This window comes from Asticcacaulis solisilvae (genome assembly GCF_052327315.1).
GTDB lineage: Bacteria > Pseudomonadota > Alphaproteobacteria > Caulobacterales > Caulobacteraceae > Asticcacaulis > Asticcacaulis solisilvae_B.
Genome location: NZ_CP166196.1, coordinates 629,288 through 653,462 on the forward strand (window position 1 = coordinate 629,288; position 24,175 = coordinate 653,462).

The 24,175-nt window shown below is 63.8% G+C and carries 23 protein-coding genes; 11 read left to right on the forward strand and 12 right to left on the reverse strand.

Annotated features, from left to right (window positions below):
* Positions 1-177: 177 nt before the first annotated feature.
* A complete protein-coding gene (locus AB8717_RS02885) occupies positions 178-579 on the forward strand; it encodes a hypothetical protein (protein ID WP_443749529.1) in 402 nt (133 codons plus the stop codon).
* A 174-nt stretch (positions 580-753) separates the two neighbouring features.
* Here AB8717_RS02885 and AB8717_RS02890 read toward each other — a convergent pair whose 3' ends face one another.
* Positions 754-1,197 (reverse strand): cupin domain-containing protein, encoded by a 444-nt coding sequence (locus AB8717_RS02890; protein WP_443749530.1) that lies wholly within the window; start codon positions 1,195-1,197, stop codon positions 754-756.
* A 130-nt stretch (positions 1,198-1,327) separates the two neighbouring features.
* Between AB8717_RS02890 and AB8717_RS02895 the strand changes: the two genes are divergently transcribed.
* Positions 1,328-1,762, forward strand: coding sequence for a MarR family winged helix-turn-helix transcriptional regulator (locus AB8717_RS02895; protein ID WP_443749531.1), 435 nt, complete (start codon positions 1,328-1,330; stop codon positions 1,760-1,762).
* 203 nt (positions 1,763-1,965) lie between these two features.
* On the opposite strand, the gene AB8717_RS02900 is transcribed toward AB8717_RS02895, so the two are convergent.
* On the reverse strand, positions 1,966-3,378 hold the full coding sequence (locus tag AB8717_RS02900) for a hypothetical protein (RefSeq protein ID WP_443749532.1): 1,413 nt from the start codon (positions 3,376-3,378) through the stop codon (positions 1,966-1,968).
* 89 nt (positions 3,379-3,467) lie between these two features.
* A complete protein-coding gene (locus tag AB8717_RS02905) occupies positions 3,468-4,886 on the reverse strand; it encodes a tetratricopeptide repeat protein (RefSeq protein WP_443749533.1) in 1,419 nt (472 codons plus the stop codon).
* 391 nt (positions 4,887-5,277) lie between these two features.
* Here AB8717_RS02905 and AB8717_RS02910 point away from each other — a divergent pair, with 391 nt between their 5' ends.
* Both AB8717_RS02910 and AB8717_RS02915 read left to right on the forward strand, forming a co-directional pair.
* Entirely contained in the window at positions 5,278-5,787 is a 510-nt protein-coding gene (locus AB8717_RS02910) for a GAF domain-containing protein (RefSeq protein WP_443749534.1), read from the forward strand.
* Positions 5,788-6,061: 274 nt separating this feature from the next.
* Positions 6,062-9,025 (forward strand): TonB-dependent receptor, encoded by a 2,964-nt coding sequence (locus tag AB8717_RS02915; RefSeq protein ID WP_443749535.1) that lies wholly within the window; start codon positions 6,062-6,064, stop codon positions 9,023-9,025.
* Positions 9,026-9,170: 145 nt separating this feature from the next.
* Here the strand turns inward: AB8717_RS02915 and AB8717_RS02920 are convergent, their stop codons facing one another.
* A complete protein-coding gene (locus AB8717_RS02920) occupies positions 9,171-10,298 on the reverse strand; it encodes an FAD-dependent oxidoreductase (RefSeq protein ID WP_443749536.1) in 1,128 nt (375 codons plus the stop codon).
* 180 nt (positions 10,299-10,478) lie between these two features.
* Between AB8717_RS02920 and ettA the strand changes: the two genes are divergently transcribed.
* On the forward strand, positions 10,479-12,146 hold the full coding sequence (ettA, locus tag AB8717_RS02925) for an energy-dependent translational throttle protein EttA (protein WP_443749537.1): 1,668 nt from the start codon (positions 10,479-10,481) through the stop codon (positions 12,144-12,146).
* 95 nt (positions 12,147-12,241) lie between these two features.
* Here the strand turns inward: ettA and AB8717_RS02930 are convergent, their stop codons facing one another.
* Positions 12,242-12,874 carry a cysteine hydrolase family protein gene (locus AB8717_RS02930; protein ID WP_443749538.1) on the reverse strand — a complete coding sequence of 211 codons (633 nt, stop codon included), beginning with the start codon at positions 12,872-12,874 and terminating at the stop codon, positions 12,242-12,244.
* A gap of 98 nt (positions 12,875-12,972) precedes the next feature.
* Between AB8717_RS02930 and AB8717_RS02935 the strand changes: the two genes are divergently transcribed.
* Entirely contained in the window at positions 12,973-13,926 is a 954-nt protein-coding gene (locus AB8717_RS02935) for a GlxA family transcriptional regulator (protein ID WP_443749539.1), read from the forward strand.
* Here AB8717_RS02935 and AB8717_RS02940 read toward each other — a convergent pair whose 3' ends face one another.
* The 3 genes from AB8717_RS02940 to AB8717_RS02950 form a co-directional block, all read right to left on the reverse strand.
* Positions 13,927-15,639: a glycoside hydrolase family 44 protein gene (locus AB8717_RS02940; protein ID WP_443749540.1), complete on the reverse strand. Its 1,713-nt coding sequence runs from the start codon at positions 15,637-15,639 to the stop codon at positions 13,927-13,929. It abuts the gene before it with no gap.
* A gap of 85 nt (positions 15,640-15,724) precedes the next feature.
* Positions 15,725-16,078: a DMT family protein gene (locus AB8717_RS02945; RefSeq protein ID WP_443749541.1), complete on the reverse strand. Its 354-nt coding sequence runs from the start codon at positions 16,076-16,078 to the stop codon at positions 15,725-15,727.
* 174 nt (positions 16,079-16,252) lie between these two features.
* Positions 16,253-18,001 carry a tetratricopeptide repeat protein gene (locus tag AB8717_RS02950; RefSeq protein ID WP_443749542.1) on the reverse strand — a complete coding sequence of 583 codons (1,749 nt, stop codon included), beginning with the start codon at positions 17,999-18,001 and terminating at the stop codon, positions 16,253-16,255.
* Between the two features lie 176 nt (positions 18,002-18,177).
* On the opposite strand from AB8717_RS02950, the gene ruvC reads away from it, so the two are divergent.
* From ruvC to ruvB, 3 genes are read left to right on the forward strand one after another with little or no spacing between them, the layout of a single operon-like run.
* Complete coding sequence (ruvC, locus tag AB8717_RS02955; RefSeq protein WP_443749543.1) at positions 18,178-18,762, forward strand: crossover junction endodeoxyribonuclease RuvC; 585 nt, start codon at positions 18,178-18,180, stop codon at positions 18,760-18,762.
* Entirely contained in the window at positions 18,762-19,367 is a 606-nt protein-coding gene (ruvA, locus tag AB8717_RS02960) for a Holliday junction branch migration protein RuvA (protein ID WP_443749544.1), read from the forward strand. Before ruvC ends, ruvA begins: the two co-directional genes overlap by 1 nt.
* A 2-nt stretch (positions 19,368-19,369) precedes the next feature.
* On the forward strand, positions 19,370-20,404 hold the full coding sequence (ruvB, locus tag AB8717_RS02965) for a Holliday junction branch migration DNA helicase RuvB (protein ID WP_443749545.1): 1,035 nt from the start codon (positions 19,370-19,372) through the stop codon (positions 20,402-20,404).
* Here ruvB and AB8717_RS02970 read toward each other — a convergent pair.
* Genes AB8717_RS02970 through AB8717_RS02985 form a run of 4 tightly spaced genes read right to left on the reverse strand, consistent with a single transcriptional unit; the run spans position 20,401 to position 22,671 of the window.
* Positions 20,401-20,853, reverse strand: coding sequence for a DoxX family protein (locus AB8717_RS02970; protein WP_443749546.1), 453 nt, complete (start codon positions 20,851-20,853; stop codon positions 20,401-20,403). The genes ruvB and AB8717_RS02970 overlap by 4 nt on opposite strands.
* 31 nt (positions 20,854-20,884) lie before the next feature.
* Positions 20,885-21,562: an HvfC/BufC family peptide modification chaperone gene (locus AB8717_RS02975; RefSeq protein ID WP_443749547.1), complete on the reverse strand. Its 678-nt coding sequence runs from the start codon at positions 21,560-21,562 to the stop codon at positions 20,885-20,887.
* Positions 21,555-22,379 (reverse strand): MNIO family bufferin maturase, encoded by an 825-nt coding sequence (gene bufB, locus AB8717_RS02980; RefSeq protein ID WP_443749548.1) that lies wholly within the window; start codon positions 22,377-22,379, stop codon positions 21,555-21,557. Before bufB ends, AB8717_RS02975 begins: the two co-directional genes overlap by 8 nt.
* Before the next feature lie 28 nt (positions 22,380-22,407).
* A complete protein-coding gene (locus AB8717_RS02985; protein WP_443749549.1) occupies positions 22,408-22,671 on the reverse strand; it encodes a BufA1 family periplasmic bufferin-type metallophore in 264 nt (87 codons plus the stop codon).
* 172 nt (positions 22,672-22,843) lie between these two features.
* On the opposite strand from AB8717_RS02985, the gene AB8717_RS02990 reads away from it, so the two are divergent.
* A complete protein-coding gene (locus tag AB8717_RS02990; protein ID WP_443749550.1) occupies positions 22,844-23,392 on the forward strand; it encodes a sigma-70 family RNA polymerase sigma factor in 549 nt (182 codons plus the stop codon).
* Positions 23,385-24,044, forward strand: a complete 660-nt coding sequence (locus AB8717_RS02995; protein ID WP_443749551.1) for an NrsF family protein — start codon at positions 23,385-23,387, stop codon at positions 24,042-24,044. The genes AB8717_RS02990 and AB8717_RS02995 overlap by 8 nt, the downstream gene beginning before the upstream one ends.
* Positions 24,045-24,175 lie beyond the last annotated feature (131 nt).

Genomic DNA, 24,175 nt, shown 5'->3' on the forward strand with positions numbered 1-24,175 from the left:
CGGCAACCCAGCGGCGTACGGCCGGCCCGCGCCGCCTCCGGGCGCGGGTAATCGCGGCATTAATGGCACGAACGGCGGGTCATTTTAACCTTTTGCCGCATTCAAGGCTTTGTTTGCCGACGGAAATATGCGATCATGCCGTTAACCATTTTTTCGCACCGCATTTCGGGGGATTGCATGAAAGCGTCGAAGCTTATTCTGGCTGGGCTGGCCTTGGGGGCGCTTGTGTCGCTGAGCGCCTGCAACAGCTATTATGGCGAAAACCGCTCGCACAACCTGGTCTATGACGTCCGTTCCGATCAGGAAAAGGCCGCCGAGTGCGTCGCCGCGTTCGAGCCCTCGGGCAAGGCGCCGCAGGTCATGACCTACGACAGCGACACGCGCACCGAGACCCACCTGAACACCCAGGGCCGCGAAGTCACGGTCACGGCGCAGAACTCGACCGACAACACCTCGATGGGCATGGGCGGCAAGCTGGGCGTCAAGCGTCCGGAATCCTGCACCAGCAACGATCCGATCCCCGGCTCGACGCGCCCGAAGGACCGCAACTACAAGAACGCCTCGACCGGCTACAAATAAGCCTCAGGCGAACGTTAGTTTCGAAAAAGCCCCGGATTTCCGGGGCTTTTTTATTAGCGCGTTGTCTCATCCGATGGGCTCCGGCACCCCGAAAATGCACACGGCAAGGCCGGGAGGGCGCGCCAACACCCTCCCGTTTTCCAGAAAGCCGCAACCCGGAGACGGAAGATGCGCTTAGCCAGAAGGCGGGGCAGGCATGGCAGGCGTCAGGCCGTAGTGGCGCATGATGGCCATGATGCGTGCGGGATCGGGGGCGGCCGGGCCTTTCACAGCCTCGGCAACGTCGCGGAAATACTGGGCGCCGACATCGGGGGTGTTGACGACGAGGACACGGGCGGGATGATCGTACGGATTGCTGAAACCGTGGACGACGCCCTTGGGTGTATAGCCGCTGTCGCCGGAGTTCAGGTCGCGGACCACGCCGCCGCAGACCGAGCGCAGCGTACCCTCAAGGCAATACACGATCTCCTCGTTATCGTGGCTGTGCGGCGGGGGGGATTTGGCGCCCGGCGGCACGGTCAATTCGAACATGCCGGCCGTGCCGTCGGCGGCGCTGTCGCGCAGGTAGCGGATCTGCAGCTCTCCGATGATGATGAGGTCGGTCTGATCGTGCGGCATGATGGCCTCGTGTGGCGCGAGTGGGCGCCAGACCCGGGATTCAAAGATCCTCGGCTTGCGCATGGGGGTGACTGATGGTAAAGTTACTTTACTAATTTAGTAAAATCACTTTACCGGATTGTCAAGCGCCTTGCGTGAAATTCCTGGCTTCGACCAAGCCCCCTATATCGGCGCGCTGATGCGTATCGGCCTGGAAATGGCGCGCAACCGTATTCTCGAGGCCCTGGCTGCAGCCGGACTCGACGACCTGAACCTCAGCTATGTCGCCCTGTTTCAATATCCGCCGCTCGACGGCCAGCGCCCCAGTGACATTGCCAAGCGTCTGCGCGTGACCAAGCAGGCGCTGAACCACCTGCTGGGGCAATTGGAAAAGCTCGGCTATGTTGAGCGCCGGTCGGATGCCGCCAGCCGCCAGGCCAGCATCCACTACACCGAACGCGGCTGGCAGGTGCTGGAGATCATTATCGCCACCATGCAGCGCCTGGAAGCCGATTGGCGGGCGAAGATCGGCGATGAACGTTTTGCCGAATTCAAGGCGACGATGAAGGAACTGACGGGTCAATGACCGCACGGCGCTATCCCGTGAGGCGTTACTCCGGCCACCACCTTAGAGCCTGATGATTTCAGCTTCGCTCAAATCCTGCTCCAGGTTTTTGTTTTGTCGCGCAATTTATCCCAAAAGTGCGTCACACTTTCTGGATCGCGCTCCAGGCCAAGAAAAAGGCGAGGCCGGAGCCTCGCCTTTTTAAATTACAGATATCGCTTCGGTCAGTTATGCGCCGGAACCGGGTCCTGGTCGCGGACCGGGCCGGTCGGCTGGTCGGAGACCGGCGCCGAAGCGATCGTGTTCATGCGCGGCCAGTACTGGTCGAACAGGTACTGGTCGTGGGCGTCGCCCGGCACGTCGAATTCCGAGCCCTTGTACCACGGCGTGCAGATGCGGGCGGCGGGCTCGATATTGCCCCACTTCAGCGTGGGGCAACCGTCGCCTGCCGGATCGACATCGTTATCGACCGCACGGATCTGGCCTTGCGACGACGCCAGGATGCCGGCGGTGCGGACGCGGGCGATGCGGTTGGTGCCGACAAAGGCCGTGCCCGATTCCACGTCGATACCGATTTCCTTGGCCAGGATCGTGTTCTCGATGATGCGGATGCGATTCAGCGACGCCGTGATGGCGTGATCGCTGTCCGTGATGAACGAGTGCGACAACAGGGCTTCGCCGGCGCCATCGATATCGATGCCCTGCGCGAAGTAGTTGATCTTCATGTCGCTCATGCTGAGGATCGAATTGGCGCTGTCGAGCTTGATGTCGAGACCGACAGCCCCTTCTCCGCGCTCGAAGCCGCGCCAGTCGGCCAGCTGCTGGACGCTGACGCCCTGGATTTGGGAATCGCCGTCGAGCACGGCATAGATGCCGCCCGCCGTCGTCGCGATCTCGGAATTCTCGGCGAACAGAACGCCGTTGTTGATGGCCAGCGCGACCGAGCGCGTCTTGGCGATCAGGTGCGACGATTCCGTCAGGTTGAGGCGGCCGCCGGCCAGGTGGATGGCGGCGTTGTCGCCCTGATAGCGGATCTGGCTGTTCTGCAGCGTCAGCTCGGTATTGGCGGCTTCGATACAGGCCGACTGCTCGCCGCGCGGGCTGGCGATATAGGCGTCCTTGATGATGACGTGTTCGGCCGACGGCGCGATGCGGATGCACGACTGGCCGTCGGGCGCCACCAGAACCGGAATGGCGTGCGGGCCATAGCCCTGGCCGACGATCGTCAGCGAATGCTTGATGTCGAGCGTGGCGATGCACGAACGGTTGCGCGCCTTGAGATACAGCACGCCGCCGGGACGGATATGCTCGGCGACTTCCTCGACATAGCCGCGCGGCGCGCGGTCGCAGTCGATCGTCGCGTCGTAGCGGCCGCCATGATAGCCGTAGAGATAGCCGCTTTCGCGGAAGTGGCGTTGCACGCCGCAGGTGCGCAGCTGGGCATCGAGCAGCATGCCGAAGCAGGGCTTGATGTAGCCGTTGACGCGGGCGGCATTATTGCCGGTATAGGGATCGGCGGAGGCGGCCGGCGCGGAGGCGAGCGACGACACGAGGCCGAGGACGGCAGCCGCCACGCCGAGCGCCGAGCTCGTCCCGGCTTGCCTGGCCCCCGCCAGTTTCGCTTTGTCTTTACGCATCCACATCTGCTTTTTCCTTGGGCCGCCGGACGCTTGATCCGGCCGGCGATGCAAATCTCTTAAGTCCCTCGCGCAGTCCGCCCGGAACCTCAGTTCGAGGGGTTACGCGATACCTGGTTGAGCACGGCCTGCAGGCGGGTGACCGACGGACGGAAGCCCGCCAGCGCCGAATCGAGCTGCATGACCACGGCCTCGGCCTTGTTCTGGTCGGCGACGCCTTGCAGACCCAGGTCGAAATAGGTCGACATGGCGTAGCGCGCCTCGGGCGAGCCCTGCTTTTCGGCCTGCTGGTACCAGTAGAAGGCGCGGGCATAATCGACTTCGACGCCGACGCCTTCGGAGTACATGACCGCCAGCACCAACTGCGACTTGGCGTCGCCATTGACGGCGGCCAGCTGGATGACGCGCAGGCGGTCCTGATAGGTCAGGCGGTCGCCGCCCGGCAGGCCGATCATGTTGCGCAGGCCGTCGATGGTCTGCTTGGGCACGTCGTTCGGGCCATTGCATTCGGTATGCAGCAGGTCGAGATAGTTGAGCGCGCGCACCACGTGGACGAAGGGCAGCTCTTCCATGCGCGACATGGCGTAGACGGCCTGGTCGTCCGGACGGCTTTCGTCAGAGTGCGGGACACCGCCCGGAGGCGCTTCCGGCGGATAGAATTCGTAGGGCGCGACCCAGCGCTTGGCCTTGGTCTCGACGAACGAGGCGTATTTGGCGCGGTCGGGCGCGGACTTCTCGAAGTCCTTCAGCAGCACATAGGCGCCGACATCGCCGGTTTCCATGGCTTTATAGTTATAGAGATAGGCATCGACGTCCGAACGCTCGAACAGCGAGCGGACATTGGCCATGCCGTAGTCGCCGCCGCGCATCATGGCGCGGATGGCCTGCGGATTGTCGGCCGGCTCGCCCATAGGGCCGTACTGATCGTCATAGAGACGCGCCAGGGTACGGAAACCGTCGGGGCCCATGGTCGACAGGATGTAGATGACGCGGTCGCGCACCTTGTCGCGCTCGCCCGAGTCCATCATCGACAGCTCGGTGTCGAGCATCTTGTAGGCACGGGCGCGTTCATAGTCGCGGCACTTGTCGTAACGCGAAGCCATGGTGCCGCCGCGGCGCGGATCGGCGGCGCGGTTCAGCGGGGCATAGCCCTCGGCATTGGCGAGCGCCATGACCAGCCAGACCGACGACTCGATATGGTCCTCGAGATTCTTGTCGGCGGCATTGGTGGCGTTGTAGCGGTTGGCCAGTTCGAGCTGGGCGAAGAAATCGTTGCCGAAGGCCTGATGGCGGAAATAACGGATTTCGCGTTCCTGGCCGCCGAAGCCCTGGGCCTGGAACATGTCGGGCGGACGGGGACAGGCATAGGTGCCCTGCGCGGCATCGCGCGGACCGCCGCCGTGCATCCAGCCGCCGAAGCGGGGATCGTCGCACGCAGTCAGGCTGAGGGTGGCGCACAGGCCGAGGCTGAGCGCTGCCACCGGCAGAGCGCGTCCCTTACCCCTCATGAAGGCCCGCTTAAGCGCCGCAAATCCTGGGCGCGAAGCCGGTCTTGTCTGGTTACTTTCCGACATCACCGATCGCTCCGACACAAGTCGGCTGAAATATGGTTAATCACTTTTTTGTTAAGGATGACGCGGACTGTCAAGCGATGCCCCCCCATAAGGCTGCCTTTAATCTTTGAGCGTTGCCAGATTGTCGCGCATACCCAGTCTCGCGACGTTCAGCCCACATCCCTAATAGTACCCCCGGGTGGACACCCGTTAGGGCCATCATGCGTCAAATTCCGCGGCTTGGCCAGAAAAAAGTGTTAATACCGTGGCATCTGGTGTTGCTTTCGCGCCGGGCGTGTTACGTCTGCCGCAGTTGTGGAGGGAATACGCCTCCCAGGAGAATAAAATGGACGTGATCGTGCAGGCTCCCGCTCTGGGTGCGAGCAAAGTTGAAATCTATCAGCAACTTAAGCGCGACGTTTTGGCTGTCCTGGAAGGCGAACCCGATCGCGTGGCCCAAATGGCCACGATTGTGTGTCTTTGCGTGCAGGCCTTTCCGGGCTGGTTCTGGACCGGATTCTATATAGTCGACACGGTTAAGGCGGCCGCCGGTATAAAGGAACTGGTCGTCGGGCCTTATAACGGCACGCTGGGATGCCTGCGCATCGCCTTCGGCCGGGGTGTCTGCGGCGCGGCCGCCGAGACGCGGACCACGCAGGTCGTGCCGGACGTGCATGCCTTCCCGGGCCATATCGCCTGCGATTCCCGCTCCAATTCCGAAATCGTCGTGCCGGTCTTAGACGCTAAGGGCGATGTCATCGCCGTGTTCGACGTCGATTCCGAACAGTTCGGGACCTTCGACGAGGCCGACCGCCAAGGCCTTGAGGCCATCATGCAGGCCGTCTTCGCGGCCTGAGAGTCTTTCCTGAATCCGATATTTTGCAGGCGTCCCTGGTGGCGCCCGCCTTGTCGTGTCTGCAACTCCGGCGGCAGAGGCGGACATGATCACAATCAATCACAATATTTCAAGACTGATAAAAAAGTATCATCTTCCCGCCAAATTGTGTTAACAATAACGCTGAAATGTGCATATAGTCCCGAAATAAGGGCTTTAATCCCAAATATAGAAACGTTCCGGGCGACTCGATAAGCGGGTCCGTCATCGAGGACGCGCGTAAGAGGAAACAAAAATGCACGTGACCATTGCGTTCCCGCGTAAAGGCTATCTTCTGCTGACGTCTGCGATATGCGGGGCCATGCTGGCCGCCGCGCCGGTGCATGCCCAGACGGCGCCCGCCGCGCAGGCCGCTCCGGCGGATTCCGACGTCGTCATCGTCAAGGGCTTCCGCGGGAGCCTCAAAAGCGCGCTCGGTATCAAGAAGGCCAGCGCCGGGACGGTCGATTCCATCCTGTCGGAAGACATCGCCAAGTTTCCGGATTCGAACCTGGCCGAGTCGATGCAGCGGATCCCGGGCGTGACCCTGTCGCGCGGCGATGGCGGGGAAGGGCGCAATATCTCGGTTCGCGGCCTGGGGCCGACGTTTACGCGCGTGCGCATCAACGGCATGGAAGGCGCATCGCAGACCGGATCTTCCGATATCTACGGCGCCGGTAATAACGGCCGCAGCTTCGACTTCAACGCTTTCCCGACCGAAATCTTCTCGTCGCTGTCGGCGCGCAAGACCGGCTCGGCCGATGTCGAGGAAGGCAGCCTCGGCGCGACCGTCGACCTGCGCGCGCCCAAGCCTTCGGACATGCGCGGCAACCAGGTCCTGGCGGTCACGGCGCGCGGCGTCTATAACGAGCTGAGCAAGCAGACCGATCCGCGCTTTTCGCTGCTGGCCGGCAAGAAGTTCGACGGCGGCCGTTTCGGCATCCTCGGCTCGCTGGCCTATCAGGAGCGCCATATCCGCGAAGTCGGCTATTCGGCGGTCGACATCCTGTCGGCGGGCATGGGCGGCAACGGTATCGGATCGGGTGCAACCGTGCAGCCCTTCTGTACGCCGATCGGCTATACGCCCATCAGCCCCAGCCCGGTCGCCCAGGCCAGCAAGGGCGCGGACGCGAACAATTGCGCCTTCAACGACCCGCGCACCGGAACGCTCGCCGCCTACAACACCATCATGGCGTTGCGCAGCCCGGTCCAGCCGAACACGCCGGCATCCGGCGCCTTTTTCCCGCGCATTCCGCGCTATGTGAACTCGACCCAGGCCGAGAAGCGCACGGCCGGCACCCTGACCTTCCAGTGGAAGCCAGACACCGATACCGACGTGTCGCTGGACCTGCTCTATTCGCGTTACCAGGACGAGCGCCGCGATTCCTATATCGAGCCGATCTCGTTCGCCCGTAACGTCAACAACAACGGCCAGCCGATGGTGTCGGTCAAGGACGTGCAGTTCGACGCCAACGGCTCGCTGGTCTACGGCGTGTTCGACGGTGTCGACGTGCGTTCGGAAGGCCTGGTCGACGACTTCACCTCGACCTTCCAGCAGGTGAACCTTAATTTCTTCCACCGCTTCAACGACCGTTTCGAGATGTCGGGCCTGGTCGGCTCGAACCGCTCCAAGTGGGACGGTCCGATGCGCCTGCAGACCTTCATGGACGCCATCGACACCAAGAACTTCACCCTCGACTTCCGCAACGGGGACGTTCCGGTCATCGGCTTCGGCATCGACGTCAATAACCCGGCCAACTTCTCCTATGCGCCGACCACGGCGACCGGCGACGTGCTGGGCGGCTTCTCGGTCCAGGGCAAGCCGCAGTTCAACCTGACGACCGACGACACCATCAACCTCGACTTCAAGTACCGCTTCAGCGACAGCGTCACCGTCAAGTTCGGCGCCCAGCAGCGCGTCAACGACTTCAATTCGCACAGCCTGAACCTGGTGCCCTCGCAGGTCGCGGTGAAGGCGCTGCCCGCCGGCACGACCCTGGCCAGCCTGACCACGACCATTACCGGCATGGACAAGCTGTGGGGTTATGGCGCCCCGGCCAGCTGGGTGCAGATCGATTCCGAAAAATGGCGCCAGGCCTTCGGCTTCGACAATTATCAGTACTGCGGCATCGAATGCGGCGCGGCCAAGTCCGAGATCAAGGAAACGGTGCAGAGCGGCTATGTCATGGCCGAGTTCAACAGCGACCACTGGCTGCCCGTGCCCATCCGCGGCGATGTCGGCATTCGTTATGTCAACACCGACCAGTTCGCCCTGGGCTACATTCCCGTGACGGCGCCGGCCGGTTCGACCTATCCGACGGTCGGCAAGCGCAACGAGGTCCAGCGCAGCTATTACGACTGGCTGCCGTCGGCCAATATCGTGTTCGAGTTCAACAAGAACCTGCTGGGCCGCATCTCGGCGGCCAAGGTGTTGTCCCGTCCCGACCTCGGCACCCTGGTGCCGTCGGCCGGCGTGACGGCGACGACGCGCACCGGCACGGTCAACAACCCCTTCCTCGATCCGATCCGCGCCAAGACGCTGGATGCCTCGCTGGAATGGTACTTCAAGCCGGGTTCGCTGGCCTCGATCGGCTATTTCCACAAGGATATCGAGACCTTCATCCAGCGCATCCCGACCCAGGTGCCGTTCAACCAGCTGGGCCTGCCGGACTCGCTGCTCGACAACACCAATTCGGTGCCCAGCGACATTTTCACCGTCAACCGCTACGTCAATACGCCGGGCGGGCCGCTGGACGGTGTCGAGCTGAACCTGCAGACGGAATTCGACTTCCTGCCGGGCTTCTGGAAGAATTTCGGCATGCTGGCCAACTACACGCATGTCCAGTCGAAGATCAATTACCAGCTGTCAGCGACGACCTTTACCGTCAACGACCTGGTCGGCCTGTCGCGCGACTCGGCTTCGGGTACGCTCTACTACGAAGACAACCAGGTCTCGATCCGCACGACCGGAACCTGGCGCGGAAAGTATCTCCGCGGCATTCCGGCCAGCACGGGCTCGGACATCCAGGGCAATGACGCGACCTTCTATCTCGATGCCTCGGCGTCCTGGAACATCAGCGACCATCTGAAGCTGATCTTCGAAGCGCAGAACCTGACCAACGAGCAGAACCGGCTCTATATCGACAGCGTCCGCCAGGACACCCTGTTCCAGACACGGATCGGCCGGACCTTCACCTTCGGCGTCAATTACAAGTACTGACCGGCTCCTCCTCCGGAGAGCCCTGGCCGCCTCGCAAGAGGCGGCCTTTTTTTCAGCTCAAGCGCCACATGGTTCGCGCAAACGTGCGCGGCGGCCAAAGACCGAAAAGGACGGCGCCCTTGCCAACGGCGGGTCGCCGTTGCCGTTATGCTTTATATGCACCCGCGATCAGGGCGACCGACCGACTGGCCGCTTCGAGATCGGGCGTCTCATCCGCATTGTTCCAGCCGAACAGGTCGTCCGGGCCGACGTCCTGGACGACGATGCCGTCGCGGCGGCCGACGACGATGGTCGATTGATAGCTGAAGGAATAGTGCGCATCGTCCTGCGGCGGCAGCCATGCGATCTGGCCGCGCACCGGCGTGATCGACGTGTCCTGCCACAGGTCGCGGGCGGCATAGCCCGTGCAATTGATGATGACGGGCTGCTTCAGCTTTGTGACATCGTGCGGCGAATGCAGGTCCAGCGCCTCGAAACGGCCGCCGGCCATCAGGAAATCCTCGCTCAGCTGGTGCGCCAGGTCGGCGACATTGAAGCTGAGCACGCGGGCGCGCGTCACATGGTCGGATGCGAACGGATGCTGATCGTTCGGCACGGGCTGCGAATGCGGCACCGTGTCGGCCAGCCGGTCGCCCAGATCCATGAAGTCCTCTGCCGCCGGATTGTCGGGCAGGCTCATATATTCGGGACGGGCGATGTGCGTATAATACTGGTCGATCCATTCGACCGGATTGCCGGGCAGGCCGACATAGGACTGGTGCATGGCCCACGACCGCCGCGCCATGGCTTCCCAGCGGTCGCCGAAATCGGCCGCGGCCGTGCTCTTCATGGCGATGCGCGAATCGGGCGTCCACACGCCGGTCGCCCGCGCCGAGCGCACAAAAGGAAAGCGCTCCTTGGCGTAGACGGTGACCTCGGCCCCGGCGCGTTGCGCGGTGACGGCGGCGGTCAGGCCCAAGGCCCCCGCACCGATGACCGCAATATGCTTGGGGCTGGACTGCATGGCCAGACGCACGGCGGCGTCGGCCGATCCCCACGACAGCGACCAGCCGCTGCCGCCGTGGCCGTAATTGTGCACGACGATCTTGCGGCCGACCGTTTCGGTCTCAATGCGCGGGCCGGCGGCGCGGAAGGGCCGGGTGCAGACCGTGACGCGGAAGATCTGGTCGGGCGCGGCGCGTATCCTGCCCAGCGGCATGGCCTGGGCGCGCGCCAGGGAAGGGGCAAAGAGGGCGGCCGCGGCCCCGGTTTTCAAAAGTGCGCGTCTGTCCATGGTGTCCCTCATGTAGTATGTATGCGACATGTGTCGCACGTGTCCGCCGCCGATGCAATCCCTCTCTTTACGCCCCCTTTTTTTAACACCTTGAGATTTACGCCCCCGTCCGCTAAACCCCGGGCCAATTCGCGTGACGCGATCCGTTTCCCGACAGGTTCGTCTTTTGAAAGGTGCCGCATGGCGCAGCAATATATTTTCCAGATGCAGGGTCTGACCAAGATCTATCCCGGCGGCAAGAAGGTCTTCGAGAACATCTGGCTCAGCTTCTATTCCGACGCCAAGATCGGCGTCGTCGGGGTCAACGGCTCGGGCAAGTCGTCCCTGCTGAAGATCATGGCCGGCATCGACAAGGAATTTTCCGGCGAGGCCAAGGCCGCCGACGGCACCAAGATGGGCTACCTGGAACAGGAGCCGCACCTCGACGACAGCAAAAACGTCTGGGAAAACGTCATCTCGTGGTGCGAGGAAAAGCGCATCTTCGACCGCTATAACGAAGTGGCCGGCCTGATGGGCGAAGAGTATTCGGACGAGCTGATGGAGGAGATGAACACCCTCCAGGAAAAGATCGACGCCGGCGACCTGTGGGACATCGACAGCCGTATCGAAATGGCCATGGACGCCCTGCGCTGTCCGCCGAACGAGTCGGGCGTGACCAAGCTGTCGGGCGGTGAAAAGCGCCGCGTCGCCCTGGCCCGCCTGCTGCTGTCCAAGCCCGACATGCTGCTGCTCGACGAACCGACCAACCACCTGGACGCGGAATCGGTCGCCTGGCTGCAGCACCACCTGGAAAACTTCCCGGGCTGCGTCATCCTGGTCACCCACGACCGTTACTTCCTCGACCAGGTCACCAAGTGGACGCTGGAACTCGACCGCGGCAAGGGCGTGCCGTACGAAGGCAACTACTCCGGCTGGCTCGAGCAAAAGCAGAAGCGCGTCGTGCAGGAGCAGTCGGAATCCGAAGCCCGCCAGCGCGCCCTCACCAAGGAACTGGAATGGGTCCGTTCGGGCGTCAAGGCGCGCCAGTCGAAGTCCAAGGCCCGTCTGGCGGCCTATGAGGACATGGTGCGCGAACAGGAAAATTCCCGCGCCGCTCAAAGCTTCGCCACCATCCAGATTCCGCCGGGGCCGCGCCTGGGCAATGTCGTGCTGGAAGTCACCGACCTCGAAAAGGAATACGGCGACAAGGTGCTGTTCAAGGGGCTGACCTTCCGCCTGCCGCCCAACGGCATCGTCGGCGTCATCGGCCCGAACGGCGCGGGCAAGTCGACCCTGTTCAAGCTGATCACCGGTCAGGAAACGCCGGATTCGGGCACGGTCCGCCTCGGCGAAACCGTCAAGCTGGCCTATGTCGACCAGTCGCGCGACGACCTGAATCCCAACGATACGGTGTGGCAGGCGATTTCCGGCGGCACCGACATCATGGTGGTCGGCAAGCGTGAAATCAATTCGCGCGCCTATGTTGGCGGTTTCAACTTCAAGGGCGGCGACCAGCAGAAGAAGGTCGGCCTGCTGTCGGGCGGTGAGCGCAACCGCGTCCACCTGGCCAAGACCCTGGCCGCCGGCGGCAATGTCATCCTGCTCGACGAACCGACCAACGACCTCGACATCGAAACCCTGCAGGCGCTGGAAGAGGCGCTGGAAGAGTTCGCCGGCTGCGCCGTGGTCATCAGCCACGACCGCTGGTTCCTCGACCGCCTGGCCACCCACATCCTGGCCTTCGAAGGCGACAGCCACGTCGAATGGTTCGAAGGCAATTTCGAAATGTACGAGGAGGACAAGAAGCGCCGCCTCGGTACGGACAGCCTGATCCCGCACCGGATCAAGTTCCAGAAGTTCAGCCGATAATCCGAGCGATGCGCAAAAAAGCATAAGCGTTTTTTTGCTTAAGCATCGCGGCCAAGCAAAAGAGAACGGCGGAGGGCAACCTCCGCCGTTTTTGTTTACGCCAATTCCTTTTCCCGCAAAGCAATCGCCCGCCTGTTCGACGCCGGAATATCATCGCGTTCCGGCATCCGGCCCGTTTGCAGACACTCGATCCATTGCTGGGTGCTCAGCACCGCCGCAAACCGCGCCTGGAAGACGACCGTCATGACGCGGTGGATGTCCTCGGCCGTCGCCTGGCCGGCCGAATTGGCGTAGGGCACGGCGCCCGTGGCGTCGTCGAGGAATTCGACTTCGAAGCCCATATGAAAGGCGTGGATGACGGTCGACAGGTCGCAATTGTGCGTCATGTAGCCGGCAATCGTCACCGTATCGATACCGTTCTTGCGCAGCCAAAGCTCGAGGTCCGTGCCGGTAAAGGCGCTGGGCAGGGTCTTTTCGACATAGTGGTCGCGCGGCCGGTGGGCGATTTCGGGATGAATCTCCGCCCCGTGCGTGCCCGCCGCGAAAACCCGTGCGGTCGGCGGATTGATCATCTTGATGACGACGACCTTGACGCCGTTGGCCGTGGCCGCGTCCATGGCGGCCGCGACCTTTTGCACGCTGTCGGAAAAAACGGGGTATTCGACGGCGAGATTGCCGCCGTCGTAGTCGTTCTGCACATCGATGACGATAAGAGCGCGCTTGGGCATGTCAGGTCTCCTTGATTGACACCCTGACAATAGATGCGCGGCAAATCCGCACGAGTGGCCCGATTGACATTGTGCGATGAAATTGGGACAATCGTGTCATGAAACCCGTCATCGTCTCCGTGGTCGCTTTCGACCGCATCAGTCCCTTTCACCTGTCGGTGCCGTGCCTGGTCTTCGGCGAGGACCGCAGCGATATCGGCCTGCCGCCGTGTGAACTGCGGGTATGTAGCGGAGAGCCGGGGCCACTCAACACCAAGGTGGCGATGGGGCTTATCGCCTCGCACGACCTGTCGGGGCTGGACGACGCCGACATCATCATCGTACCGAGCTGGCGGGCCGTGGATGAAAGGCCGTCGCAGGCGCTGAGCGCGGCTTTGCGGGCCGGCAAGGCGCGCGGTGCACTGATCGTCGGGTTGTGCCTGGGAGCGGTGGCGATCGCGGCGTCCGGAGTGGCAGATGGCTGTGAGATCACCACGCACTGGCTGCACGCCGACCGTCTCAGGGACCTCTATCCGGCGGTAACCGTCACGCCCGATGTCCTCTATGTCGAAAGCGGCAACGTGATTACGTCGGCCGGCGTGGCGGCGGCGCTCGATTGCTGCCTGCATATCGTCCGGCGCCTGTGGGGCGCGGAGGCCGCCAACCAGCTTGCGCGGCGGCTGGTTCTGGCGCCGCACCGCCAGGGCGGCCAGGCGCAGTTCATCGAACGGCCGGTGGCGAAGCGTGTGACGACCGATGCCTTCGCCCGGACCATCGATGCGGTTCTGGCGATGCTCAACCAGCCGCACGACCTCGACAGTGTGGCGGCTATGGCCGGCATGACGCGCAGGACCTTTACCCGCCGCTTTCAAAAAGCGTTCGGGATGAGTTTCGGTCAATGGTTGATCGAGCGTCGTGTCGCCCTGGCGCAGCAGCTTCTGGAGACGACGCAGCGGCCGGTCGAGGATATCGCCTATGAAGCCGGTTTCGGCTCGCCCGTGTCCCTGCGCCAGCACTTCGCCGCGCGCCTGGGCGTCGCGCCGGTGCAGTACCGGCGCGCCTTTGCCGCCTGATCAGGGCGTGAAGACGATGGTCGTCACGCTCATGGCGGGCAGGGTCATCGAGACGCTGTTGCCGCTGACGGCGACACTGCCCTTGTCCTGCGGCGTCGAGGTCGTACCTTCCAGCCGGTAAGCGTGGGCATGGGTGAACGATGTCGAGTGCCACAGCTTCGTAGCCGTCGTCACCGGCGATGCAGAGCGGTTGATCATCACGACAACCAGACGCTGGTAATTGGCCGAATCGACGCTGGCATAGATGGCGGTATTCGTGCCGTCGGTCGTCGTCGCCTGCACGCTGACATCGCCGAAGGTGGCGCCCGCCCCGTCGAAATTCCGGTACATGTCGAAGCCGCCCAGGATGAACGGGAAGCTTGAGGTCAGCGGCCACATATTGGCGGCATAGATGCCCTGGACCCCGAAGGCGCCCAGCACGTCGGCCTCGGCCACGCCGCCCGAGATATGGTCGGCGCCGCCGTAATTGTATTCGCTGAACGACAGCATGGTGCCCGGATAGTTGGCGGCGATCTTGGCCTTGATGCGCGGCAGCAGGTTGATCGGCCCGTTGGTCGAATACTGTGTGATCCAGCTGGTTTCCGTATAGCCCGGGTCATAGAGCGAGCGCGGAGCCTGGACGCGGGCCGCGACGACGGCCGCGGAGTTGTCGGCGTCGGTGATGCGCGTGCCGCCGCCGGTGGCTTCCGGATACCAGTGCAGGTCCAGCACATCGACGATGCGTCGGCTATGCGCTGTATCATACGCTTTCAGTTCCGCCAGATAGGCGCTGAGGAAGTCGCGGCCGGCGGCGTCCGGAGCGCTTTGCAGGTCGACATAGCCGCCCCAGCCGTAGCTGGCCGGCCCGAAGACCAGCGAATTGGGCGCCACGTCCTTGATGGCGGACGCGTAATCTTCCGTGCGCTGAAACAGTTCGGCATAGGTCAGCTTGGTGCCTTCGCTGGCGTCGGCCGAACCCCGCAGGCGGCGATGCGTCGAAGACCACAGGTCTGGCTCGTTGTCGAGCATGAAGGAAATCCTGGCGTGGGAGCCGGTAAACGCCGCCGGGAAGGTGACCTTGAGGAAGTTGACGAACTCGTCCTGGTAGACGGTCTTGTCGGTCAGGTCGGGCGAGGTCGTGAAGGCCGAGCCCTTGCGCGGCAGGGAGACGTTGAAGCGCGTATGGATGAAGTCGGGCGTCTGGTTGACGTCGCCGCCGCCGTTCTTGTCGGCGGAAACATAGCCGGCCATCGGGACCGACATGACATATTCGCCGCCGGCGTTCAGCGTTTGCTGGATCTGGGTGGTGAAGGCCGCGCCCGGGACGTTCGAACTCGAAAGAAAGCCGTCGTTCTGGTTGAAGTAGTCGTTGCCGGCGTTCGACGCGTTCGTTTCCCAATTGTAGGCGGTGATGCGGTTGCCGCCGGCACGGTTGAAGGTCAGGTGGCTGATGCGCGCATCGGTGAAATCACCCGAATTGATGCCGTAGATCAGGGGAGAAATCGCCAGGTGGTCCAGGTCCGCATGGACCTCGAAACTGACGCTCGCCGCGGTGGCCGAAGACGAGGACGACGAAGAGGAACTGGAGCTTGAACTCGACGATGATGACGAACTGCTGGTACCGCCACTGAAGCCGCCGCCCGATCCTCCGCCTCCGCCGCCGCAGGCCGCGACAAAGAAGGTCGCGGCGAACATCAGGACATACGGGCTCACGGGCTTGGCGGCCTGTCTCATGCGATAGTCTCCCTGTGCAGTCTATTATTTATATTTATTTTCTTTATTCAATTTGTAGCACATTATGACAGGTCTGCAATACCTCTCACGCCGGCTTGTAAAACACGAAGGCGGCGCCGAAGGCGATCAGGGTGAACCCTACGGCCGTCTGCCATTTCAGGGGTTCGCCCAGATAGAGCCATGAAAAAATGACGAAGACCGAGAGGGTGATGACCTCCTGGATCGTCTTGAGCTGCGCCGCGGAAAAGGTGCCGTAGCCGATGCGGTTGGCCGGCACCTGGAAGCAGTATTCGAAGAAGGCGATCCCCCAACTGACCAGCACCACGATCCAGAGCTTTTCGAACTTGAATTTCAGGTGACCGTACCAGGCAGCGGTCATGAACAGGTTGGAACAGATCAGCAGGCCGATGGTGGCGAAGGCGGGGGAGATTTTGAACATGCGGGGGCTCACGGGCGTCTGGAAAGGCGGCATTCTACAGGCGGCTTCGCCCGTAAGGGAATCCGCGGATTACGCAGATTGCGCAGATTTTTTCCGAGGCGGTAACGATGGCGTCGGCATAAAAAAAGACGGCGCTGGGGGCGCCGTCTCATTTCGTTTTCGATGCCGGAAGGCTTACGCCATGTTGAAACGGCGGGCATCGCGCAGGGCGTTGTCGGTCATGGCGCGCAGGCCGGCATGCTCCGGCATCTGGGACGACAGGTCGGAGAAGACGCGATAGGCCTTCTTGTACATTTCGCCGGCCATGCTGAAGGCACCTTGCTGTTCGCGCGCCTGGGCGCCGCGGGCCAGGGCGATGCCTTGCGCCGAACGGGCCGATACATCGTCGGGCTTGAGATAGGCGCGGGTCTCGTGGAGACGGCCCAGTTCCTCGAAGGCGTCGCCGGCGGCCTTGGTGTCGCCGGCCTTCATCGACAGGTCGGCATACGGATTCAGCAGCTCCAGGCGCGTTTCGGGATCGCCGACAATGGCCAGGGCGCGCGCCAGGACCGGGCGCAGTTTACCGGTTTCGCCGGCCATCTGGTAGCGGCGGGCGAGATAGACGTGGATATTGGCGTCGGTCGGATCGAGTTCCGAAACCTTTTCGTAGGCGGCCAGGGCCTTCGGATCGTCGCGGCCCATGTTGAGGGCGCCGATGACACGCCACAGCTCGGCGGCCGAAGTCGCCTGGCCGGATGCCGCCAGCCGGTCCCCTTCCGATTGCAGCGTATTGGCCGCGGCCGACAGGTCGCCACTGGCGATCTGGTCGAAGGCGCGGCGGCTGCCGGGAGCCTTGTCGTAATAAAGGTAGGAGGCGCGTACGCCCAATTCGTCGGCCGCTATGGCGCGCGTCGAATCCGGCCACACCGACAGGGCCATCTGCACGGCTTCGCGGATGATGGCCTGGTCGTCGACCGGCTCGGCGCTGGCCAGGGTGTGGAAGCCCGACAGTTCGGCACCCGGAATGTCTTCAACCGGTGTCAGGTCGGCGACGTGCGATTCGGGCGTTTCGATGAAACGCATGGCCGAACTGACGGCGGCATTGATATCGGTCTGCGGAATGTCGCGCGGGGCGACGGCCGGGGAATCGGCCAGCAGCGCGGCCTCGACCGGATCATGCGCCATCGGCGCGGCGGCCGGCTGGATCACGATAGCGTCGGGGGCGGCGCTTTCGACCGTTTCCGTGGCGTCGAGCGCGGGATTGCGCACTTCCGGGCGGATCGGAATGACCTGGGCCGACGGTTGGCCGATGTGCAGGCCGTGCGTGTCGGACAGGGCGTCTTCCGGATCGAAGTTCGTCCGGGCTTCGGCGCCGGCGACCATGTCGCGGCTCAGGAAGCTGTCCGAGGCGTTGTCGGAAAAGATCGCCGGTTCCAGCGACTGGATTTCCGGATGGATTTCGGTGACCATGGCCGCCGGCTTGATTTCGACGGCGTCCGCCGCAGCGGCGATGCCAGTGGAGGCCAGGCTGTCGGCGTCGAACTTCAGCGAGGCGCGGGCCGGTTGTTCGGCGGGAACGCTCAGCGCCGTGTCGAGCGGCGAGGGCGCGGCCATTTCGACGGCGGGACGGACTTTCGGGGCCTTGGGGACTTTGCGGGCCTTGGGGCGCGACAGGCCGAACAGAAGGGCGCCGAGTGCACGCACCACGGTGCCGATGATGCCGATCAGCAGGACGATGACGCCCACCACAAGGACGCCGGACCAGGTACGGTCGCCGCGCGCCCAGCCGATCCAGTCGGACGGATAGGGGCTCTTGTACGGCGCATCGCCGATAAACAGCGCCACGGCACAGACCGCAACCGCCAGAATCGTAAGCACGACGAAGCCCGTGATCTTCGCTCCCGAACCGGAAGCATTGGACTCCGTGGTCGAAATACTGCTCATGCTAGCCCCCGGACACGCCCGTTCATCAAACCTTAACCCCGTGTTAGGCTTTCTGGCAATCGCAACTTGGCACAACTGTCCCGAATTGCCAAATCAGCGGCGCATATGCAACTTTCCAGCCACGCCGCCGCCATCGCCCTTGCATCGCGCCCGCATCGCCGCTAGAACTCGAACATATGAAGAACATATCCGCGCATCCCGTTCGTATCCTGGGGCTGGATCCCGGCCTGCGCCGGCTGGGCTGGGGCATCGTGGACGTTGACGGGGCAAGGCTGTCGTGGGTGGCGCACGGCGTCATCACGCCCGACGAGAAGCAGGACCTGGCGGTGCGGCTGCTTGACCTGTTCGAAGGGCTGTCGCAGGTGATCGCGCAACACCATCCCGACGAGTCGGCGATCGAGGAGACCTTCGTCAATATGAATCCGGCCTCGACGCTCAAACTGGGACATGCGCGGGCCGCTGCCATGCTGGCGCCGGCCCGCGCCGGACTTCCGGTCGCCGAATACGCCGCGCTCGACATCAAGAAGTCGGTGGTCGGCGCCGGCAGAGCCGACAAGGAGCAGGTCCTGTTCATGGTCAAGCGCCTCCTGCCCCTGGCCGGGAAGGCCGAGGGCGGGTTGACGGCCGATGCCGCCGATGCCCTGGCCTGCGCCATTACCCACGCCCATAAGCGTAAGGCCGCGGCTCTGCTGGCGAGTCCGGCGCGCCAACCGCGCTCAAGCAGCGCAGCGATAGCGCAAGCAAAAAGCGGAGCAGCCTGATGATCGGACGTCTGCGCGGGCTGCTGCTCGAAATCTCCGAGGAAGAGGTGCTGGTCGAATGCGCCGGGGTGGGCTACCTGGTGCGCTGCGGCGTGCGGACCCTGGCCGCCATGCCGGAACTGGGCGCCGAGATCATCGTCCATATCGAAAGCCAGACGCGCGAGGACGGCACCCGGCTCTACGGTTTCCTCAGCAAGGACGAGCGCACCTCCTTCCAGGTGCTGCAATCGGTGCAGGGCGTGGGTCCCAAGGCGGCCTTGAGCGTGCTCGACGTGCTGACGCCCGGCCAGTTGGCCCAGGCCGTGGCGCACGAAGACAAGACCTCGGTCGGCCGCGCCAACGGCGTGGGACCGAAACTGGCGGCGCGTATAGTTGCTGAACTCAAGGGCAAGGTGCTGGCTTCGGTCGACTTCGGACCGATCGTGCATACGCCGGCGGCGCCCGCCAAGCCTTCGGTCGGCGGCGAAAGCGTCGCGGCCCTGGTCGGCCTCGGTATCCCCGAAACCCAGTCGCGGCTGGCGGTCGAACAGGCCATGAAGCAACTGGGCGAAGAGGCCGACCTGGCCGCGGTCATCCGCGCCTCGCTCAAGGCCATGGGTAAATAGCCATGGCGCGTCTTGTTTCCGGTGACAGCAATGCCGAGGATTTCGAAGAACGCGCCCAGGACCGGGCGCTGCGGCCCCAGACCTTCGACGATTTCGTCGGCCAGGCGCCGCTGAAGGCCAATCTCAAGGTCTTCGTCGATGCTGCCGCCGGCCGCTCCGAAGCGCTCGACCATGTCCTGTTCTACGGTCCGCCGGGTCTCGGCAAAACGACCCTGGCGCAGATCGTCGCCAAGGAGCTGCGTGTCGGTTTTCGCGCCACCTCCGGCCCCATGCTGGCCAAGGCCGGCGACCTGGCGGCCATCCTGTCGAACCTGGAACCCAACGACGTCCTGTTCATCGACGAAATCCACCGACTCAATCCGGCGGTCGAGGAAATCCTCTATCCGGCGATGGAAGACTATGTGCTCGACCTGATCATCGGCGACGGGCCGGCGGCGCGCACCGTGCGCATCGACCTGGCGCCGTTTACCCTGGTCGGCGCGACGACGCGGGCGGGGCTGTTGTCGACGCCCTTGCGCGATCGCTTCGGCATTCCGCTGCGTCTGGAATTCTATACGCCGGAAGAGCTGGTGCGCGTGGTCCTCGGGGTATCGCGCAAGATGGGCGCCAACCTCAACGAAGACGGCGCGCTGGAAATCGCCTCGCGTTCGCGCGGTACGCCGCGCATCGCCGGCCGCCTGTTGCGCCGGGTGCGCGACTTTGCCGCCGCCGACGGCGCGGCCATAATCGATAAAAAAGCCGCGTCCAGGGCCCTGGCGCGGCTGGAGGTCGATCCGGTCGGCCTCGATCATTCCGACCGCCGCTACCTGCGCGCCCTGATCGAGAACTACGGCGGCGGGCCGGTGGGCCTGGAAACCATCGCGGCGGCGATCGCCGAGGCGCGCGACGCCGTCGAGGACATGATCGAGCCCTATCTGTTGCAGCAGGGCTTTATCCAGCGCACGCAGCGCGGCCGCATGGCCTGTGCACGCGCCTACCTGCATCTTGGCCTGACGCCGCCGGCGCAGCCGACGACGGCGCCCGACCTGTTCGACTAGGCTTTTTTGGCAATCCAATAGTCGGCGCCGAAGCGGCCCGAGCCGAGCGCGATCAGCGTGGCGGCCAGCAGGAGGATGTAGGCGTTTTCCGGCGCGTCGGGATAGACGAAGACGGCGATGACCGTCGTCATGGCGAAGAAGCCGAGACCGGCAAAGCGTGTGAACAGGCCCAGCACCAGCAGGATCGGCAGGCTCAGTTCCGCGGTGGTCGACATTACGGCCGCGATCTGCGGCGGCAGGACCGGCACCTTGTATTCGTCGGTGAACAGGGCGATCGTCGTATTGAAGTTGGCGATCTTGGTCAGGCCCGAAAAGAAGAAGAACTTGGCCAGCCACAGGCGTACCGCCAGCAGGGCCAGGCCCTGCAGCCAGTCAAGCCCCCGCAGGCGGGTTTCCAGCCGGGCATAGGCGCCGAGCAGCGGGATTTTGGGCGCAGTTCGGGCATTCATCGGTATGTCCATCGTAATTTTCCTTATAGTTTCAGGGTGATATCAGAAGGCCGTGTTGAACCAGCCGGGCCAGAAGCGCCTGAAGGATGCTCATCTCGTCCTCGCCGGGCGTCATGGCATCGAGCGCCATGAACAGCGAACGGTGGACCTCTATCCGGGCGATGAACTCGGCTTCGTACGGCGACAAGGGCAGCCAGACGACGCAATCGTCGGGCGTGCGGCCGATCAGGATCGATTGCGGACGGTGCGCGGGCGACCCGGCCGGCAACGCCGTGACGTCGAATTCCAGCCACAGCATCTGCGCCGAAGGATGCAAGGCGCAGGTCGCGTCGGAAACCAGCAGGTCTTCGAAGCCGCTCGGCACGGCATCGTCGGCGTGGTGCGCCAGGTTCAGCGCCCATTCGAAGGCCGCAAGGTCCGCCAGCCAGGCCGGATCGCGGTCGCGCAGGAAGGCGGCCATGCGCCCGCCATAGGCGTTGAGGCAGGGCGTATCGAGCGGATATTTCCGGATATAGTCGCGGGCCAGGGCTTTGAAGGCCTCCGTGCCCGCCGCCGCCTCCATCGATGGATAGACGCCGCGCAGAGCCTCGACCAGGCCGAAAAACCAGGTGTCGTAGTGGACGCGCAGACCCTTGTCGGCGGGCGGCGGGCCGGTGACGGCGCTCAGAAAGGCCTGCTGGAATGTGTCCAGATTCCGGGTATCAAACATGGCTGACACTCCGCGCCGCCATCGTGCGACGTCTGTCCGCCGTGGCGGCTTCGGCCAGCAGCCGGTCGAGCGGCGGCAGGTCGCTGTCCCACTCGATCAGGGTCGGGCGCTCGCCGAAGCGATAGAGCGCCTCGTCGTACAGCGCCCAGACCGGATCCGGCACCGGCTTGCCGTGGGTATCGACCAGCAGTCCGCCGATATCCTCGTGACCGGCCAGGTGATATTCGCCGATAGCCGCGCCATCGCCCAGACCCTTGAGGTAGGACAGGGCGTCGCGGCCGCAGTTCCGGGCGCTGACATGGATGTTGTTGAGGTCGATCAGGAGCTGGCAGCCGGTTCGGGCGGAAAGGGCCAGCAGGAATTCGGGTTCGTCGTAGTCGCCCTCCAGGCATACATAGGTCGACGGATTTTCGATCAGAACCGTGCGGCCAACAGCCTTCTGAAACTGCTCGACATGGGCGGCGCAGATTTCCAGCGCTGCGTGCGTCAGCGGCACGGGCAGCAGGTCGGGCGTGGCGAAATGCCCGAAGGCGCTCCAGCTCAGATGCTCGGACACGAGCGCCGGTTCGAAGCGCCGGACAAGGGCGGCGACCTTACCGAGATGGTCTTCACAGAGGCTGTCGGCGCGACCGAGCGACAGGCCGACGCCGTGGAAGGACAAAGGATAGTCGCGGCGGAGGTCTTCGAGATGCTTCAGCTTCACGCCGCCGCCAAAATAATTCTCGGTATGGACTTCCAGAAAGCCGGCGGCGGGGCGCCGAGACAGCACCTCCGCCACGTGGGGAGCGCGCAACCCGATACCTGTCTTGCTGATCATGATGCGCGCCCCGCCCAACTGGCTGTTCTTACTTGACCACCGTGCCGCCGGCGATCTTGGCGCAGGTGCCGGTCGGAACGTAGACCCACGATTCCGGGTCGTTGTCCTTGGCCGACTGGCCGGCGCAGGAATGGGCCTTGGTGGCGCAGTCGTTCATGTGGGCGCGGGCGACGCCTGCGCACTTTTCATAGCCGTCCTTGGCGGAGGCGGTGCTGGCGACGACGGCGGCGCCGCCGACCAGGGCGGCAAGCGCGGCGGTGACTTGCAGGGCGCGGACAGTGGTCTTGGACATAATGGGTTCCTCTCATCGATTGGGCCGGCATCGTGCGGGCTTGTTCCTGAATACGGCGGCCCGTTCCGGCAGGTTACACCGAACGGCGATTTTTTGACTCGCCAAATCATGGGGGCCTGATTTACATCCGGTCAGACGGCGGCCGAGGCCGGCCGATGTAACCCGGGGCGGTATGACAACGTACTCACCAGATGACTGGCAGATGCTGATGCGCGCGGCGCAGGGTGGTGACGCCCGCGCCTATCGTGACCTGCTGCAGCAACTGCGCCCTTGGCTGCTTTCCTATTTCCGCCGCCGCCTGAAAGGCAGCGACGGCGAAGATCTGGTTCAGATGACCCTTTTGAGTTTGCATACCAAGCGAGACACCTACGATCCTTCGGCGCCTTTCATGCCGTGGATCGCCGCAGTCGCGCGCAACAAGCTGATCGACCATGTGCGGCGGTCGGGCCGGCGCGTGCAGGTCGAACTTGACGAAGACCTGATCGGCGATGGCGGCGACCTGCCGTCGGACCTGGCGCGGCGCGACGTCGAAATGCTGCTGAAGCAATTGCCGAAGGACCAGGCGGAGATTATCGGCCTGCACAAGCTCAAAGAAATGAGCGTCGAAGAGGTGTCGGCGGCGACCGGCAAGAGCCCTTCGGCTGTCAAGGTCGCCGTGCATCGCGGCCTGAAGAAGCTCCAGGCCTTTGTCGGCGTGAAGACGGGAGGCGCCGATGAGTGACGCCTCCGACAAATTGATCGACGATCTGGCCGATGGCCTGCGGCCTGTCCGGCCGCTGAAGGCGTCACCGATGTGGCTGGCCGCTGCCGCGGCGCTGGTGCTGGCCGCGCTCTACATCTTTTTCTATTATGGCCCGCGGCCGGAAATCGCCGCCATGGTCCATGGCCAGAGCCCCAGGACCATGATGGCCTGGTTCAAGCCCTTGCTCTTCGTCGTGACGGGGGCCGGCGCCTTCTGGGCGGTCGCCGACCTGGCGCGGCCGGAAGGCCGCCTGCGCGTGCGCACGCTTTTGCCGCTCATCCTGGCCCTGGCGATCGAGATCGTTGCCCTGCTGAGGGACGCGATGATGCAGCCTTCCGAGGTGATGACCGGCCTGCACCAGCCGGCCATCCTGTGCATGACGACGATCGTTTGCGGCGGCCTGGCCGGTCTGATCGTCCTGTGGCGGCTGTGGCTGCGGCGCGCGGCGACCTCGCATCCGGTTCTGCTCGGCGCCCTGGCCGGGCTGGCGACGGGATCGCTGATGGCGGCGGCCTATGCCGTGCACTGCGACCGTGACTGGTCGAGCTATATCCTGGTCTATTATGCCGGGGGCGTCGCGATAACCTCCGCGATCGCGGCGGCTCTGGGGAAGCGATTCCTGCGATGGTGATTTGTACCTCCCCGTTCGGAACGAATGGGGAGGGTGGTGGTGGGGTTTCTTGCTTCCGTTGAACCACCGTTGCCGGGAAAGAAAGCAAGAATCCCCACCACCACATCTCTCTCACCCTTGTTCCACAAGGG